The 16,527-nt window shown below is 62.8% G+C and carries 11 protein-coding genes and 1 pseudogene; 10 read left to right on the top strand and 2 right to left on the bottom strand.

The features are described 5' to 3' along the window. Window positions 1-168 precede the first annotated feature (168 nt). Window positions 169-1,488: an L-lysine 6-transaminase gene (gene lat, locus ONR57_RS16010; protein WP_265124512.1), complete on the top strand. Its 1,320-nt coding sequence runs from the start codon at window positions 169-171 to the stop codon at window positions 1,486-1,488. On the opposite strand, the gene ONR57_RS16005 is transcribed toward lat, so the two are convergent. After that, window positions 1,489-2,094, bottom strand: coding sequence for a YqgE/AlgH family protein (locus ONR57_RS16005; protein WP_265124511.1), 606 nt, complete (start codon window positions 2,092-2,094; stop codon window positions 1,489-1,491). It abuts the gene before it with no gap. Between the two features lie 134 nt (window positions 2,095-2,228). On the opposite strand from ONR57_RS16005, the gene ONR57_RS16000 reads away from it, so the two are divergent. Then, window positions 2,229-3,551: a hypothetical protein gene (locus ONR57_RS16000; RefSeq protein WP_265124510.1), complete on the top strand. Its 1,323-nt coding sequence runs from the start codon at window positions 2,229-2,231 to the stop codon at window positions 3,549-3,551. A gap of 6 nt (window positions 3,552-3,557) precedes the next feature. Here ONR57_RS16000 and ONR57_RS15995 read toward each other — a convergent pair whose 3' ends face one another. Further along, window positions 3,558-5,027: a CCA tRNA nucleotidyltransferase gene (locus ONR57_RS15995; RefSeq protein WP_374116460.1), complete on the bottom strand. Its 1,470-nt coding sequence runs from the start codon at window positions 5,025-5,027 to the stop codon at window positions 3,558-3,560. A 175-nt stretch (window positions 5,028-5,202) separates the two neighbouring features. Between ONR57_RS15995 and ONR57_RS15990 the strand changes: the two genes are divergently transcribed. From ONR57_RS15990 to trxA, 8 genes and pseudogenes are all read left to right on the top strand, one after another. After that, window positions 5,203-6,120, top strand: coding sequence for an NUDIX hydrolase (locus ONR57_RS15990; protein ID WP_374116459.1), 918 nt, complete (start codon window positions 5,203-5,205; stop codon window positions 6,118-6,120). Then, the gene (locus tag ONR57_RS15985; RefSeq protein WP_265124509.1) at window positions 6,117-8,600 is read left to right on the top strand and encodes a DUF2393 domain-containing protein; all 2,484 of its coding nucleotides are present in this window, start codon (window positions 6,117-6,119) and stop codon (window positions 8,598-8,600) included. The genes ONR57_RS15990 and ONR57_RS15985 overlap by 4 nt, the downstream gene beginning before the upstream one ends. Next, the gene (gene murJ / locus ONR57_RS15980; RefSeq protein ID WP_265124508.1) at window positions 8,597-12,511 is read left to right on the top strand and encodes a murein biosynthesis integral membrane protein MurJ; all 3,915 of its coding nucleotides are present in this window, start codon (window positions 8,597-8,599) and stop codon (window positions 12,509-12,511) included. Before ONR57_RS15985 ends, murJ begins: the two co-directional genes overlap by 4 nt. A gap of 151 nt (window positions 12,512-12,662) precedes the next feature. Next, window positions 12,663-13,232: an RNA polymerase sigma factor SigM gene (gene sigM / locus ONR57_RS15975; protein WP_374116466.1), complete on the top strand. Its 570-nt coding sequence runs from the start codon at window positions 12,663-12,665 to the stop codon at window positions 13,230-13,232. Window positions 13,233-13,298: 66 nt separating this feature from the next. After that, entirely contained in the window at window positions 13,299-14,114 is an 816-nt protein-coding gene (locus tag ONR57_RS15970; RefSeq protein WP_265124506.1) for a hypothetical protein, read from the top strand. Window positions 14,115-14,199: 85 nt separating this feature from the next. After that, on the top strand, window positions 14,200-14,931 hold the full coding sequence (locus tag ONR57_RS15965) for a TetR/AcrR family transcriptional regulator (RefSeq protein WP_265124505.1): 732 nt from the start codon (window positions 14,200-14,202) through the stop codon (window positions 14,929-14,931). A gap of 108 nt (window positions 14,932-15,039) precedes the next feature. Then, window positions 15,040-16,068 (top strand): thioredoxin-disulfide reductase, encoded by a 1,029-nt coding sequence (trxB, locus tag ONR57_RS15960; protein ID WP_265124504.1) that lies wholly within the window; start codon window positions 15,040-15,042, stop codon window positions 16,066-16,068. 23 nt (window positions 16,069-16,091) lie between these two features. Then, window positions 16,092-16,424 (top strand): annotated as a pseudogene (trxA, locus tag ONR57_RS15955) (thioredoxin); the annotation flags it as partial. Window positions 16,425-16,527 lie beyond the last annotated feature (103 nt).

Genomic DNA, 16,527 nt, shown 5'->3' with positions numbered 1-16,527 from the left:
GCACCCTCAGGCGGCTAGCGCATGTCCGGTCACCCGACCACGGGCGGGGGTGCCCGGTCTGCCGCCCGATCTGGTGCCCGGGCGTTCCATGAGCAGTGCCCGGCGGGCGACCGGCTCTAGTTTGCATAACGGGGGAGGGGAGGGGCGCCGCCGCACTACCATGGGTAGATGGTCCCGGAAGCGCACGACGTCCACGGCATCATTTCCAAATGGATGCTCGCCGACGGTTTTGACTTCGTCCTCGATCTCGATCGATCACACGGATCGTGGCTCGTGGATGCACGAGATGGCACTGAATACCTGGATATGTTCACCTTTTTCGCATCGTCGGCCCTCGGCATGAACCATCCGGCACTCGCGAATGATGCCGGCTTCCGGGAGGAATTACTTCAAGCGGCCATGAATAAGCCCTCGAATTCGGATATGTACAGCATTCCGATGGCGCATTTCGTGGCGACTTTCGCCCGGGTTGTCGGTGACACCCGATTACCGCATCTGTTCTTTATTGACGGTGGCGCGAATGCAGTGGAAAACGCACTCAAGGCGGCCTTCGACTGGAAGAGCCGGCGTAATGAATCGCGCGGTCAGAACCGGGCCTTTGGTTCCCGCGTTTTGCATCTCACGGATGCCTTCCATGGACGATCCGGCTATACGCTCTCGCTAACTAATACCGAACCAGTCAAAACGGATCGCTTCCCCAAATTCGAATGGCCACGAATTCTGTCCCCCTATCCAGGTACCGATCGCAACGGGCACCTGCGTGACGTGGCCAAACTCGAAGAGCAGGCGCTCGGGCAGGCCCGGGCGGCGTTCGCGCAACACCCTTATGACATCGCCTGTTTCATTGCCGAGCCAATACAGGGCGAGGGGGGTGATCACCACCTGAGCGCCCGTTTTCTCAAGGGAATGCAGGCACTGTGCCACCAGTACGACGCATTGTTTGTTCTCGACGAGGTCCAGACGGGGTGCGGCCTCACCGGCACGCCGTGGGCCTATCAGCAACTCGGGCTCGAACCCGATATCGTTGTATTTGGTAAGAAGGCTCATGTCAGCGGAATCATGGCCGGGGGCCGCATCGATGACGAACCCGATAACGTCTTCACGGTCAGTTCACGCATCAACTCCACCTTCGGAGCGAACCTTACCGACATGGTGCGGTGCCGACGCATTCTCGAGGTCATCGAAGCCGACGGGCTCATCGAGAAAGCAGCAGAACTCGGCGCCCATCTCCAGCGGTCCCTCGCCGGTCTCGCCCGCAAGCACGCTGTACTTTCCGACCCGCGCGGACGGGGCTTGATGTGTGCGGTCACGCTCGCGAGCAGGGGTGTGCGTGACCGTGTTCTCGCTGATGTTCAGCGCCGAGAGCGCGTCTTCCTCCTCGGCTGTGGCGAACGCAGTATCCGCTTCCGCCCGTCGCTCGCCGTCACTGCCGACGAGCTCGATGCAGCGGTTTCTGCACTTGACCGCGCGGTCGCGAGGTGTGCGTGACTAATTGCGATCGAGCTCAATCGGGTGGGTGGCGAGCATCGACAGCGGGGCTGATTGGCGTCGGAGTACCCGGCCCCACAAATCCGCCCGGGCAGGGGAGAGCACGTCCGCGGGCAGGCTGGGCATGACCATCCAATCGTCACGTGCCAGCTCCGAATCGAGCTGACCCGTCGTCCAGCCAGCGTAGCCAACGAAGACGCGTACGCCCTCAACGATTGGCGCGATGTGCTCTGGTTCCGCATCAAGATCAACCATCACCGTGCGGCCTTCTATTGCACGTATCCCGTCCACGCCACGCAGCAGCGCACCTGGTTTCAAGATCCCGAGACACATCGCAGAATCGCGTTTCACCGGGCCTCCGATAAACAGTGCCTTCGGCCGCGCCGACAGCCCGCTCCATTGGGGCAGCACGTTATGCACTGCCGTCTCACTGGGACGGTTCAGCACCACGCCAAGGCTGCCCGATTCGTTGTGCTCGATGATGTATATGACCGTGCGCCGAAAGGTCGGCTCTAGCAATTCGGTTGACGCCAGCAGGAGACTTCCCGGCGTCACGGTCCGATCAAGTCTTGCCCGATAGTCCTCGGGATCCTCCCAGCTCGACACATCCCTATCATGGCACCGGAGGGCGGCGCGTTCGTAACGAACGCGGTGTCTGTAGGAGAATTCGCTGACCGAAACCGCTCGCCGTACTGGATGAGACAATCGGGCCCGATACCAGGGCGGGAGGCAGGAAGCGCGTGACAAGTCGGCTATCCGAGTTTGCTGACGCGCTGCGTCACTCGCCGGGATTGCTCCGGCTCGCCTTCGTACGCTGGGTAAACCAGTTTGGCGATGGGTTTTTCCAGGCCGCTCTGGGCGGCGCGATCCTGTTTAACCCGGAACGCCAGACGGAGCCCGCAGCGATCGCGGTGGGTTTCGTTGTCCTCTTGCTGCCCTACTCGGCCATTGGGCCGTTCATTGGCACAATGCTCGATCGGTGGGACCGCCGCAATGTGCTCATCTGGGCAGCTGTGGTTCGATGTGTGCTCGTCCTGGCGGCCAGCGCGGTCCTGTTCGCGTCACTCAACGGACCGACGCTGCTTCTGATCGCACTCGGCGCGATCGGCGTTAGCCGATTCGTTCTGGCCGGGCTCTCGGCGTCGCTGCCAAATGTGGTCGCCGCACGATATCTCGTCCCGACGAATGCTGTCCTCGTCACCCTCGGCGCCGGGTTCGCGGGGCTTGGGGCGGCAGCTTCGATTGCCGTTGTCGCGGTGGTGGGGGAGGGGGACTTTGGGTCCGGAATCGCGACGGCCACTTCGGTAGTCGCACCCGTCGCGGCAGGCGTCGCTGCCTGGGGGTTCCGCGCAGGCGCACTGGGTCCAGGACGCGTCACCCTGATCCTCGCCCGCTCGGCGCGAGCCTGGCGAACTGAGGCCGCCGCCGTCGCCAGAGGACTCGTGACGGGCGCCCGCGCGGTATGGGACGCGCCAGGCGTCACCACGGCCCTTTCGGCACTGGGGGCACACCGCATCGTATTCGGCATCAACACGCTGATTATGGTGCTAATCCTGCAAGACCCGGAGGGTTCACTCGTCCTTCCTGGTGGCCTCGCGGGATTCGGTCTGGCGATCGCAGCAGCGGCCAGCGGCATGGTGCTCGCGGCCGTTCTCGTCCCCTTCCTGATTCCCTTGCTCGGCCGGACCCGCACCATTGTGTTCGGTGTCGCCCTCGCACTGACCACGCAACTTGCCTTCGTCCGCATACTCGAGCAGGACGCCCTGATCCTTGCAGCGTTTCTGTTAGGGATCGCTGGTCAGTCGATCAAACTCTGCAGCGATGCCGCGATGCAGATCGAGATCACCGATGACAAACGGGGCCGGGTCTTCGCACTGCAGGACATGGTGTTCAACGCCGCGTTCGTCGCCGCGATAGCGGTGGCGGCCGCATTCGTCGCCCCAGACGGAAGGTCTGTGTCACTGGTATACGGCGGCGCCGTCATTTATTGCCTCGCCCTTGTGGGGATCGCTCTCAATGCGCGGCGACGTCCACCCGCCCGAAGATGGTGGCGGCGCAGCTAACAGATGTCAGTCCGCCCGCGGTTTGCTGTGCCACCAATCGAGCAAGGCTTCCTCCGCCTCCTCCCGGCTGAGGGGTCCCCGCTCGAGTCGCAACTCCTTGAGGAACTTCCACGCCATACCCACCTCAGGGCCGGGGGAAAGACCGAGGAGCTCCATGATCGCGTTGCCGTCAAGGTCAGGCCGGATCCGGGCCAGATCCTCGCGCTCCTGAATAACGGAAATGCGCTGCTCTAAGTCATCGTACGCACGCTGCAAGGCCATAGCGCGCCGCTTGTTACGAGTGGTGCAATCCGCCCGAACGAGTTTATTCAAGCGGCTGAGGAGCGGGCCGGCGTCAGTGACGTAGCGGCGCACAGCAGAATCCGTCCACTGGCCCCGTCCATAACCATGGAACCGCAGATGCAAGTACACCAGCCTCGAAACATCTTCGATTAGCTGTTTTGGGTATTTCAGCGCGCGCATGCGCTTGCGCGTCATCTTTGCTCCAACCACCTCGTGATGGTGGAAACTGACACCGCCTCCTGGCTCGTGCTTTCGCGTCGCCGGTTTACCGATGTCGTGCAAGAGCGCTGCCCAGCGCAGCACCAGGTCCGGGCCATCGTCCTCCCGCTCCATAGCCTGCCGCAGCACTGTCAGCGAATGCGCGTAGACGTCCTTGTGCTGATGGTGTTCGTCTATCTCCAGCTTCATTGCCGGTACTTCCGGCAGGACACGATCGGCGATGCCAGTGTTAACAAGGACCTCGATGCCGGCAATAGGGTCAGCGCCGAGCATAAGCTTGTCGAGCTCAGCCCGAATGCGCTCCGCCGTCACCCGGTTGATCTGCTCCGACATATCCCTGATCGCGGCGTCGACACGTGCGGACAGCGTAAACCCGAGCTGAGCCACGAATCGCGCCGCACGCAGCATGCGCAGCGGATCATCGTGAAACGAATCCTCCGGCGCGCCAGGTGTGTCGAGAACACCAGCGGCCAGGTCGTTCAAACCACCCAGCGGATCGGCGAATTCACCAATGCCAGCCACTGTGATTTCGACCGCCATCGCATTGACGCGGAAGTCGCGGCGAACCAGGTCATCGCGCAGCGAACTCCCATAGTTGACGTCCGGTTTGCGCCCGATTCGGTCGTACGAATCCGCACGGTAGGTGGTGATCTCGATCTGCACGCCCCCCTTGTGGGCGCTGACCGTGCCGAACGCGATACCGGTATCCCAGACGGCGTCCGCCCAGCCGAGAAGAGTCTCGCGGACAGCCTCCGGCAGTGCGTCCGTGGTGAAGTCCAGGTCCGTGCCCAGGCGGCCCAGGAGGGCATCACGCACCGAGCCGCCCACGAGGTGCAGTTCGCTACCCATCGCACCGAAACGTGCGCCGAGTTCGGCAAGCAGCGAATCATACTTGCGCAGCGCGACGGCCGCCGCCGCCAGCCTTTCTGACGCAGCGTTTCCGGGGTATGTGCCATCGTTCGCCAGTGGAACCACGCCAAGACACCCTACCGTTACTTGTGATGCTGGCTATTGTTGGCCGTGGTGGGTTGATCGACAGGCACCCACGTTCACGCGCCGCGGAACGTGATTTACGCAGATCACTATGCTGCGCACGCCAGGCATACGCTACTTGACCGGGTGAACGCATGCTTCCGGCTACCATGACAAAGTGTCCCCCGATGAACGAGCCGCGCACCCGCAGTCGCGCCGCCGCCGGCCCAGGCGCCGGGGCGGGCGCGGGCAGCGCCACGCGGCTCAGGAACAGCCGGGCACGCCCTCCACGAGTAGTTCTGAGTCGACCGTCGACAGAGACAAGCACCCTGGCCTGTCGGCGCATTCAGCCGAACGCAAGTCTGACAGTACACAGGCAGGCGCTAAGAACGGCTCCGTCCCCACGCCTAAGCCTCGCCCAAAGCCTCCGGCTCCCGCCACAGCGGGCCAGCACCGCAGTAATCGGGGCCGCCGCCTCCGCACAGTGCGCGAAACTTCCGCTGGAGGCCTCGTCATCACTGGATGGGAAGGGGGGCGCGACAAGCTGCGCGCCGCTTTGATCGGACGGCTCGACCGGCGGGGCCGCTTACTCTGGTCGCTGCCGAAAGGGCATATCGAACGAGGTGAAACCGCGGAGCAAACCGCGATGCGGGAAGTCGCTGAAGAAACCGGCATTCAGGGCCGGGTACTTGCATCGCTCGGAAGTATCGATTACTGGTTCGTCACCGAGGGGCGGCGCGTCCATAAGACAGTGCACCACTTCCTCATGCGGTTCCTCGGCGGGGAGCTATCCGACGCCGATCTCGAGGTTTCTGAGGTCGCATGGGTCCCGCTCTCAGAACTCGATTCCCGCCTCGCATACGCAGACGAGCGCAAGCTGGCGCGCCTTGCCGCAGAACTCATCGCCAGCATGGCATCATCTCTCGACGGCCTGCGCACGCTGGCAGCAGACGCTGCGAACGCCGTCATGCCTGATCACGACGATGCGAGCGGCGCAGCAAATACCGATCCTGCTGAGCACGCCCGGCCACGCAAACCACCAGCAGGTCGCCCAGCAGCGCAGCTCCCGGAAAAGCCGGATCAACCATCGACATGACATCACTGGATACACCGCTGCCCGGCACCGCGAGGCTCCCAGGCAGCTCCCGTCGAAACGCGTGCCGGACGCTCTGCGCGTTTCTGGCTGGTTTGGTCATCCTCCTCGCCGGCGCGCCGATAACTGCCGGCGCGCAACCCGACGGAGTAATCGACACGGACGGAGCTGCTCTCGCACCGCTCAGCGTCACTCTCGATTCGATCTCACCCGCGGTGGTTACAGTGGATTCGGCCCCCACCCTGGTAGTTACGGGCACCATCACGAACACCACTTCGGGCACCTTACGCACCGTTGCTGTCCGGCTGCAGCGCGCCGCTGCAGTGAGCTCCCAGCCAGAGCTCCGGCGCACAGCGAACCTGACAGAGGCGGACTACCGCATAATAACGCCGACTGTTCCTGTTGCCACCGAGCTTGAACCTGGGGAGTCTGCGCGTTTCACGATCACCTTTCCTTACCGCTCCGAAGCAGGCAACGCGCTGCACATCGCTCAGCCCGGCGTGTATCCGCTTCTCGTTAGCACCACTGCTGCGACCGTTACGGGTGCGGGCCTGCGCTCGGACGAGGCCCGGTTCCTGCTTCCCGTGCTGGGCCTTCCCCGATCCGACAGCGAGTCCGCGGCCCCGGATACCGACTCGCCCAACACGGCGAGCGGAGCAGCTGCGGTCTCCGAGGCACCGGTCGCGCCGACGGCGCGTGACCCGTTGCCTCTAACGATGCTCTGGCCGCTCGCCGAAACGCCCCGGATCGCCCCGGGCGGCACCGGTGATGTGCGCAATACACGGCTGCTCGATGATTCCCTCGCCGATTCAATACGGGCCGGGGGGCGGCTCGACACCGCACTGCGATCCGTAGAAGAGGCCACCGCGCGGGGAGCGCCTTCTGCCGCGCAAGTCGCCGACGCGCTGTGCCTCGCGATCGATCCTGATCTCCTTATTGCTGTGGACGCGATGCAGCGGGGCTACCAGGTACTCATGGATCCGAACGACCCGATCGGACCGACGCGGCCGGGGACGGGCACTGAAGCTGCAGCGGAGTGGCTCGAACGCCTCCGTGCCCTCGCGGGTGAAATCTGCACGGTCTCGCTGCCGTATGCGCAAGTCGACCTCGAAGCCATCGCACGGCTCGGCAATGCAGGCTTCTCCGCCCAGGCGCTCGTGGCGCCCGACGACATTCTCGCGGCTGTACTCGGCGCAGAGCCGGTTCGGTCAGTGACACTGCCCGAGGCGGGGCTGCTCAGCGAGCGGAGCGCGGGCATGCTCGCGAGCACCATCGGTGGCACCGTGCTGCTGGCGCGCAACCAAGTGGTCCAGACTACTTCTGACGAGCAACGAAGGGCATTTGCGCGGATCAGTTTGCCGACTGCCAGCCAGCCCGATCGGGCACTGTCCGCCGCGCTGTTCGACCCCGTCACAGCCAGCGCAATGGCCGCGGTGGGCGGGGCACCACAGGTGCCTTCGTTCGTGACGGGTGACGCCCGGGCTGCCGCCGAGGTGCCACGAATCCAGCGAATGCATGATGGCCTCGGCGCCCTTGTTTGGCCCGCGCTTGCTCCTGCCGTCGCGGACGATCCGCAAAACGGTACTGAAGTCCCTGAACCCCTGCTCGTCGTGCCGCCACAGAACTGGGAGCTCGATCCAACCGAGGGTTCAGCCCTGTTGCGAACCCTGGCGGATCTGATCGGCGCCGGCCTGATCGCACCTGCGTTTCTCGGTGACATCGCGGCCGAAGCCGCGCGCGGGGACAACCCGGACGCGATCGTGCAGTATCCCACCCAAAACGATGCCGACCGGATCGCCGACGACGTGCTCGAGCCTCTTAGCGCTACCACCAGCAAGCTCGAGCATCTGCGCTCCGCATTGGTCGCCGATCCGGCAAACCCGTTGACTCCGGAGGCTTACCTAGCGCCGCTGTGGGGGGACCTACTGCGCGCGCTCAGTGCGGCGGATCGTCGGGTGATAGATGCTGACGGCAGTACGAGTCATGCCGCCGCTGACAGTGCCGCGCGCTTGCGGCTTACCGCGGTGCAAGAGACGCTGAACTACCTGCACACTCAAGTCACGGTGCTGAATCCGGGGGGTGTGTACACACTGGCTTCAGGGCAGAGCCCGTTATTGCTGGTCGCTCGTAACGACCTGCCAGTTCCTGTGCAGGTGCGACTACTGACTTCAGCCCCGCCCGGGGTGAATATCGTCGACCTCGGCGTCGAGCAATTGCCGGCCCGCAGTCATCGCCAACTCTCTATCCCCACGGAGGTGAGTCACACGCGACAGTTCGCGGTCGATATTCAACTCACCACACCGGACCACCATGTACTCGGAGAAGCCATCCGCATATCGGTACGCTCCACCGCGTACGGACAAATAATGACGATCCTGACCGCATGCGCCGGGGCGCTGCTGCTGGCGCTCGCTGGACGCCGGCTGTGGCATCGCTTCCGCGGTCAGCCCGATCCTGCTGATGAAGGTCACGAACACCCATGACGGATGGCACGCCGTACGACGGCTCCGTTTCGCGCAGCGAAGACGGCGTCAGCGATGACACTACCGAGTCCGGCTCGGCGCCACCGGTGCCATCGGCAACCTCGCGCGCCCCGTGGGAACGGTACCCGGAATCCCTCTACCGTCGGAGTGCGCGCGTTACCCACCGTCACGAGCGCGGCCACACCCTCCCGCAGTCACGAGCACGGGACGCACGGCCAACCGCTCTGGGTACGCCGGCGCCCGTGCCGCAGGCGCACGCATCTGCCAGTAAGACCACCCCGAAACCCATGACCGCGGACATGCCCGCTGCCCCGACCGCGCCCGTGACCGGGCCTGGTAAAAACGGCCTTACCGCTGGTCCGCAGCTGCCCGGCGACATGCCCGCAGCTCCGGGAGGCCCGCCCGCGAACAGGAATGATGATCGGACGCTGCTTCGGTCGACCGGCTCCATGGCGATCCCCACGTTCATCAGCCGTGTGACCGGACTCATCCGTACGGTGCTGCTTGTTGGCGTTCTTGGTGCCATCGCAGGAGACGCATTCAGCGTCGCGAATCAGTTACCGAACATGGTCGCGGAACTTGTACTTGGTGCGGTTCTCGCGGCGATCGTCGTGCCGGTACTCGTGCGTGCCGAACGCGAGGACGCGGACGGCGGTGAACGCTTCACTCGCCAGCTGATCACACTGGCAGGCACAATCCTGCTGGGTGCGACTGTCGTGGCAACCCTGTGCGCGCCGCTGCTGGTGAGGCTGATCCTCAACAAAACCGAGTCTGTGGTACACGAAGGTCTGGCCACGGCTTTCGCGTACCTCTTGCTGCCGCAAATCATGTTCTATGGGCTAACGGCCGTTTTCGCGGCCGTACTCAACACTCGCGGCGTGTTCGGGCCCGGCGCCTGGGCCCCCGTCGTCAATAACATCATCGCGATCGCGACGCTCGCCGGCTACTACGTCATCTGGAACCAGCCCGACGACCTCTCTGCGCAAGAAGTTCTCTTCCTTGGGGTTGGGACGACGCTCGGCGTCGTCGCACAAGTGCTCGTGTTGTGGCCGGCCCTACGGCGTGCCAACGTCCCGTTGCGGCCGCTTTGGGGTCTCGACGACCGCCTCAAGAAGTTCGGCAATATGGCGCTCGCGATCATCGTGTACGTGGCGATCAGCCAGCTTGGGCTTATCGTCACAATGAATGTCGCGTCCGGATCCTCCGAGGGCGCAGCTTTGATCTACACGACCGTATGGCTATTTCTACAGGTGCCATACGGCGTGTTGGGCGTCGCGATCCTCACCGCAATCATGCCGCGGATGAGCCGCAATGCGGCCGCTGGTGACAATAGAGCCGTCGTCAACGATCTGACGACGGCGACTCGCATCACGATGGTCGCGCTCATTCCGGTGATCATCTTCCTGATGGTGGCCGCGCACCCGATCGCGCAGGGCGTGTTCGCGGTCAACAACTTCACTCCCGAAGAAGCCTCCGTTCTGGGCGATACCCTGGCATTATCTGCGTTCACCCTCGTCCCTTATGCTCTGGTGCTGCTGCACCTCCGCGTCTTCTACGCACGTCATCAAGCATGGATCCCGAACCTGATCATCGTCGGTATCACGAGCGTCAAAATTGTCCTGTCGCTACTGGCCCCGCAGATCGCGAATGACCCCTCTCAAGTAGTGGCGTTGCTGCACTTCGCCAACGGTGCTGGCTTCGTGGCGGGCGCCGTTGTAGGCGCTTTCCTGCTGCGGCGCAGTCTCGGGCCACTGCAGCTTCGCTACACCTTCAGCTCGATGTTCGTCGTCTTCGCGGCTGCGGTCAGCGGCGCGGCGGTCTGGCTGGTGCTAACGCTGCTGTTCAGCACGAACGAGGTCTTCCAGAGTTGGGGACGACTGGGAGACTTCGCGGCCGTGTTCTACGCAGCCGTCATCATTTTCGGTGTCACCTTCACGATCCTCCACAAACTGGGGGTACCCGAGGTAAAGCTCGTGTGGGGGCTCGTCGTTCGCATCGTGGGACGGGTGCGCCGAAAGCCGGCTAAGCCGCTCGCGCACGGTAGCGGAAACAACGAATCCGTAGACGCTCCGCAACAGCACCCTCATTCCCGGCCCAACCTGCCGTACGCTGGGCCGGAACACACGAAGCAAAGCGAACAAAGCAACTCCGACACCCGTGCGAACGTGTCACCCGGTGTGGCTGAAGGAATAAACATGAAGGACTCAACTGACGCCCCGACAGAGCTGGAGAACGCTCCGGCCCCACAACAGCAGGGTGACAAGCACGCGGGAGAGTCCCACGCCCCGGAAAGTGCAGGTCATCACGAGGAAGATCATGGTCTGACGAGCTCTGCGGGCACGCGGCGGCCACGTTTGATTCCGGGCACGATCGTGGCCGGGGGTCGCTACCGGCTGGTGGAAGAACATGGCCGCGCGCGCGGGTTGCGCTTCTGGCAGGCCTGGGATCTCAAGCTGGAGCGCGATGTGGCGCTGACATTCGTCACCGCCGCCACGACTGCGGAGTCTGAACACGGTGGGGAGCGCCACGATGTTCTGCTTGCGCGCACTCTGCGTTTGGCAAAGCTAGATTCACCAGGCCTTGCGCGTGTTCTCGATGTCGTCAAAGGCCGTGCTGGCGGCATCGTCATTGCTGAGTGGACGCCTGGACAGTCGCTCGGTGAGATAGCGCGGACGAACCCGTCACCGGCCGGAGCCGCACGGGCAATCCGGACGCTGGCCGGCGCGGCTGAAGCGGCCCACCGCTCCGGTACCGCACTGTCGATTGACCATCCTGACCGAATCAGAATCAATTCGGCGGGTGACGCTGTCCTCGCATTCCCAGGTACCGCCGCTGATGCTGATCAGTACTCCGATGTGCACGGGCTCGGTGCCGCGCTGTACACGCTCGTAACCGGGCACTGGCCGCTGGCCGATCCCGGACCGGTTCTCGCGCATGCGCGCGCGGATCGCAGCCATTCCGGCGCCTCCTTCGCGCAAGCTGGGGAAACGGTGGGCGGCCTGCCTGCCGCAGAACTCGGAAGTGACGGCGCACCGGTTGATCCGCGTCGTATTCGCCCGGAGGTGCCCTACGAGATTTCGGCTGTCGCGTTGCGGGCACTACAGCCGAGCAGTGGCATTCGTACTGCTGCGACGGTGCAGCAAATCCTCGACCAGGCGACCATGGCGGATCAGGCGACCGACATGATCCCGGTAATCCGTGCGAGCCAGGCCAAAGTGCGGCCCCGCGCCGTCCGCATCAAGCCGCAGGCCGTCCTGATGACACCGGAGGAGCGGCGGCGCCGGTCAATCCGCGTCGTTGCTGTGCTTACGCTACTTGCGATCGGCACCGTATTGATCTTGACCATAGCGATCAGTCAGCTGACACAGCTACTCATGGGTTCGGGTCCGAATACGCCGATCTCGCGACAGCCTCTAGGCTTCACCACGGAGGAAGGTGCACCTGATGCGCAGGGACAAGCACGTCAAGTCACGTTCTCTGTGTTTCCCTCGAATGTGACGGTGTTTTCTCCTGAGCAGCAGCCTGACAACCCAGGAAGTGCTGGTCTAGCCATCGACGGTGACCCTGACACCGCCTGGACGACTTCCCAGTACTTCCAGCAGTTCCCGGCGTTCAAGAGCGGTGTCGGACTCATCGTGTCGTTCGATGACGCCTTCGAGATCTCACAGGTGGAGGTTCGGACTGATCGGGTGGGGTCGAATGTCGAAATTCGCAGCGCCGACAGCACCGACCCCACGCTGAATTCCACGGATGTTCTCGGTACCGCTGTTCTTGAGGATGAGGTCACTCGGATTCCACTGAGCGCCACAGAGGCAAGTCGATATTTGCTGATCTGGATCGACGAACTCAGTGAAGCCGATGGACGGATGCAATCAAGCATCAACGAACTGAGATTCACAGCGCGACGCTGACTTTGCGTAAACGGGCCGCTTGTACTGCACAGCGGCCCGTTTTGCTCGTCTTGAGCGACTCATCCCTTATTTCCGTTTCGATTCGTATTCTGGGTCACTTTCGGGTTATTCTTCGCAAGTGCGACACACAAGGGGGGTCGCCACAGGTGAGATGTCGGACTCGGAATTGCTGGCCGCGCATGTGTCGGGGGACTCGCGCGCCTTCACTGAACTCGTCCAGCGGCATCGTCGCTACCTGTGGCGAATAGCGAAACGAACAAGTTATAGCGCTGATGACGCTGCCGATGCGCTGCAGGACGCGTTACTGTCAGCCCATCGCATGGCAGGCACCTACCGGGCCGATGCGGCGGTGCGCAGCTGGCTGCATCGCATTGTCGTCAACGCATGCCTTGATCGCATCCGGCGCAATCGCGTGCGAGCCACGGTCCCACTCGACGACGAGCTGTCTGCGCATATCCGCAGGCGCGACGATCCCATTGGGGAGTTGGAACTCACTCTCGACATCGAGGCCGCGCTGTTTCAATTGCCGCCCGAGCAGCGCGCCGCGATCGTAGCGGTCGACGTCGAAGGCTTTTCCGTAGCCGAGGCCGCTACCAGGCTTGGCGTACCCGTTGGCACGATCAAGAGCCGATGCGCGCGTGCCAGACTGAAGCTCGCACAATCGCTTAATTATTTGCGCATGGAAGGGAACCAAGCGGTCAGCCAGATCGTCTATCCCTAATGTGCCTAATGGAAAACACGCCCAGAGTGCGAGCAGTCACTGGGCGGCAGGGGAGCGGAGTGGCCAGTGAACTCGGGTGACCAGGTTCGGCGTGCCGCCTCTCAGGGCGTTCCGGAGCCGCCTTTCAGCTGCGAAGAGCTAGCATCCTATGCCGGCGATGTGTACGACAGCGCCGTCTCAGCGCACATGGAAGCGCATATTCACGCTGACCCACTGTCTGGTCCTACTCTCGAAGCTATAGGTCGTGTACAGGGCGCTCTGGCCGCTATTCGCGTACCAGAGGACGGGGATGAGATGCCACCGTCGGTTGCGCACCGCATCGAGGTGACGCTTGCAGGCATTGCGCGAGACGCCGACACACCGTGCAATGTAGACGTCACCACAGATTCCACGTCAGTAGTGCGCATGCAGGCGCGGCATACTCGGGCGCGGCGCGCACTCGCCATCGTGGGAACCGTCGCGGCTGCCGGCATCGCGATCATCGGCGGGACGGGCATCCTGGGGGACCGGGTCAGTGACGACCGTCTCGGCCCACCGGCGAATGCTCAGTCTCAATCCCCGCTGAGTGTCGAAGCGGACCATTCAGTCGCTGGTAACCCGCCGGGAATAACGACCAGCGTTTCTGGCGGCATGCTATCCGCACTGAGCCAGCGGGAGCCTGGCCTTCTTGACCACTCAGCGGTAGCCGAGTGTGTAGCCGCGCATGGGTTCACTGGGAATGTGCAGGTTATCGGGACCCGACACGAAGTCATAGATGGCGCGGATGCTGTCGTTCTGCTCCTGCCCGATACTGAGAGCTCGCGAATCGTCGCGCTTACCGTGCGGCCCGACTGTGCCTCGGATAATCCTGCGCTGGTGAGCCGGGTTCTCCTGGGGTCATAGTTTCAGGTTGTCCGTCCTGACGTGGGAATTTTTGGGGTTAGTTGAAATTAGTTAGAAGCTGTCCGAAAGCGGTAACGTGTTATTTGTGACACGTTCTGGAGACCTCGAAGCAGACCTCTCCGCGTCTGAATCGAAGGGTGAAGCTCCCCCAGCGAAACGCAAGCGCGGCAGACCCGCGATCGTGACTGGCGAGCAAATCTGTGAGACGGCGCTAGAAATGGGAGTCGCTACCATCACAATGACGTCGGTGGCCAGTCAGCTCGGAGTCAACCACGCCACTTTGTATCGCTACGTGACAAGCCGTGATGATCTCGTTCGTCAGGCGATCGACCTTGCAGTATCCCGGACAGACTTCCCGGAGCCAAGCGACGATGGCTGGCAAGACTTTCTCTACAAGACAGCAAACGCCCTCTGCGGCTTGCTCGATCAGTATCCAGGTATCGCAACCGAACTGGCGGGGGGGACTTTCACCCATCAGGTGCTGCATCGCGGCGCCGAGATGATGGCCGGTCTCGTGCAGATGGGATTCACGCCAACAAATGCAGTTCTGGCGATGGATCTGATCACAGACCTCGTTGTCGATCATGTCCGCAAGTCTGAGCAACTCGACGGCCGGGTACCTTCCCAATCCATGCCGTCACGTGACGAATTAGCCAAGGAGTGGACGGGACCAACCGACACATCAGAGGAAGAAGCGTCACTGGGAGATATCATTGCAGCCGGACGCGCGGCTATCGGTATCGAGCCGCACGAGTGGCTCGATAACAAGCTGCGTATCCTTCTCGCCGGAATCGGTGCGGAGATAGCTCCCCGCTAAGTGGCGCCGCACCGCGCCACCGGGAACATCGCAGACTACCCTGTTGTTGACCACGTTACGAGTGTCAAGCACCTCGATGAGCGAATTTGCAACGACCGGAAGGCCTGTATGACTACCGCCGCGCACAGCACCAGCGACACCAGCGCTGAAGTGCAAGACGTCATCATCATTGGGTCAGGACCCGCTGGCTACACGGCTGGCATCTATACGTCACGCGCCCAACTCAGCCCGCTGATGTTCGAAGGAACCCAATTCGGCGGAGCTTTGATGACAACTACCGAGGTCGAGAATTTTCCCGGCTTCCGCGAGGGAATCATGGGTCCCGCCCTCATGGATGAAATGCGCGAACAAGCGCTGCGGTTCGGCACCGATATCCGAACTGAAGACGTTGAGTCGGTCCAGCTTGACGGTGACATCAAGATAGTCAACGCCGGCGGAGTCGAGTACCGTGCACGCGCAGTGATCCTTGCGATGGGTGCGGCAGCGCGCTATCTGGGAGTCCCCGGTGAGGAACGCCTACTAGGACGCGGTGTCAGCGCTTGTGCAACATGCGACGGATTCTTTTTCCGCGATCAAGACATAGCCGTAGTCGGTGGCGGCGACTCCGCAATGGAGGAGGCGACATTCCTGACGCGCTTCGCGCGCAGTGTCACGGTCGTGCACCGCCGCGAAGAGTTCCGCGCGTCGAGAATCATGCTTGAACGCGCCAAAGCCAACGACAAGATCACTTTCGTCACGAACGCGAGAGTTGAGGAGGTGCTCGGTGAAAGCAGTGTCAGCGGGCTGCGCCTCGTGGACACAGTGACTGGTGACCAACGCGACCTCAGTGTCACGGGAATGTTCGTCGCGGTAGGCCATGATCCCCGGAGCGAACTCGTGCGTGGTCAAATCGACCTAGATGACGAGGGATACGTGCTCGTCCAGACGCCAACCACATACACGTCGCTGCCCGGCGTTTTCGCGGCAGGAGATCTTGTCGACCGCACCTACCGGCAGGCGATCACCGCTGCGGGGACCGGGTGTGCCGCCGCGATCGATGCCGAACGCTGGCTCGCAGAACACTCGAGCAGCGACGTTCGCCACGGTGAGAATGCTGAGCACACTGACAGCGCTGACTCGGCAATGGCTCTCACCTAAGCTCGCCCCAGAACACATCCAAGGAGTTGTCCACAATGTCCACCATCAACGTCACTGATGCCACGTTCGCCAGTGATGTCCTCCAGAGCGAGAAGCCGGTCCTGGTTGATTTCTGGGCGACATGGTGCGGGCCGTGCCGCATGGTTGCACCTGTGCTCGAGGAGATTTCGAAGGAGAAGGCCGACCAGCTAACGGTCGCTAAACTCGACATCGACGCGAATCCTTCAGTGCCGCGCGACTTTCAGATCCTGTCGATTCCCACGATGATTCTGTTCAAAGGTGGTGAGGCCGTGAAGCAGATCGTTGGTGCCAAATCAAAGGCCGCGCTGCTCAAGGAAATCGAAGACCTGATTTAGTCGTCACCTGCGCGGGTCAGAACCCTTTAAGATAGGAATGCCGCAGACCGATCGCTGGCGTGCCGGCAGGGGGCAGTCGTCCCACAGAAATCGCGAGGCATGT

It is taken from the genome of Hoyosella sp. YIM 151337 (assembly GCF_026041215.1).
Taxonomy (GTDB): domain Bacteria; phylum Actinomycetota; class Actinomycetes; order Mycobacteriales; family Mycobacteriaceae; genus Hoyosella.
Note: the sequence above shows the minus strand (reverse complement) of the source record. Positions and strands in the feature narration are given on the sequence as shown.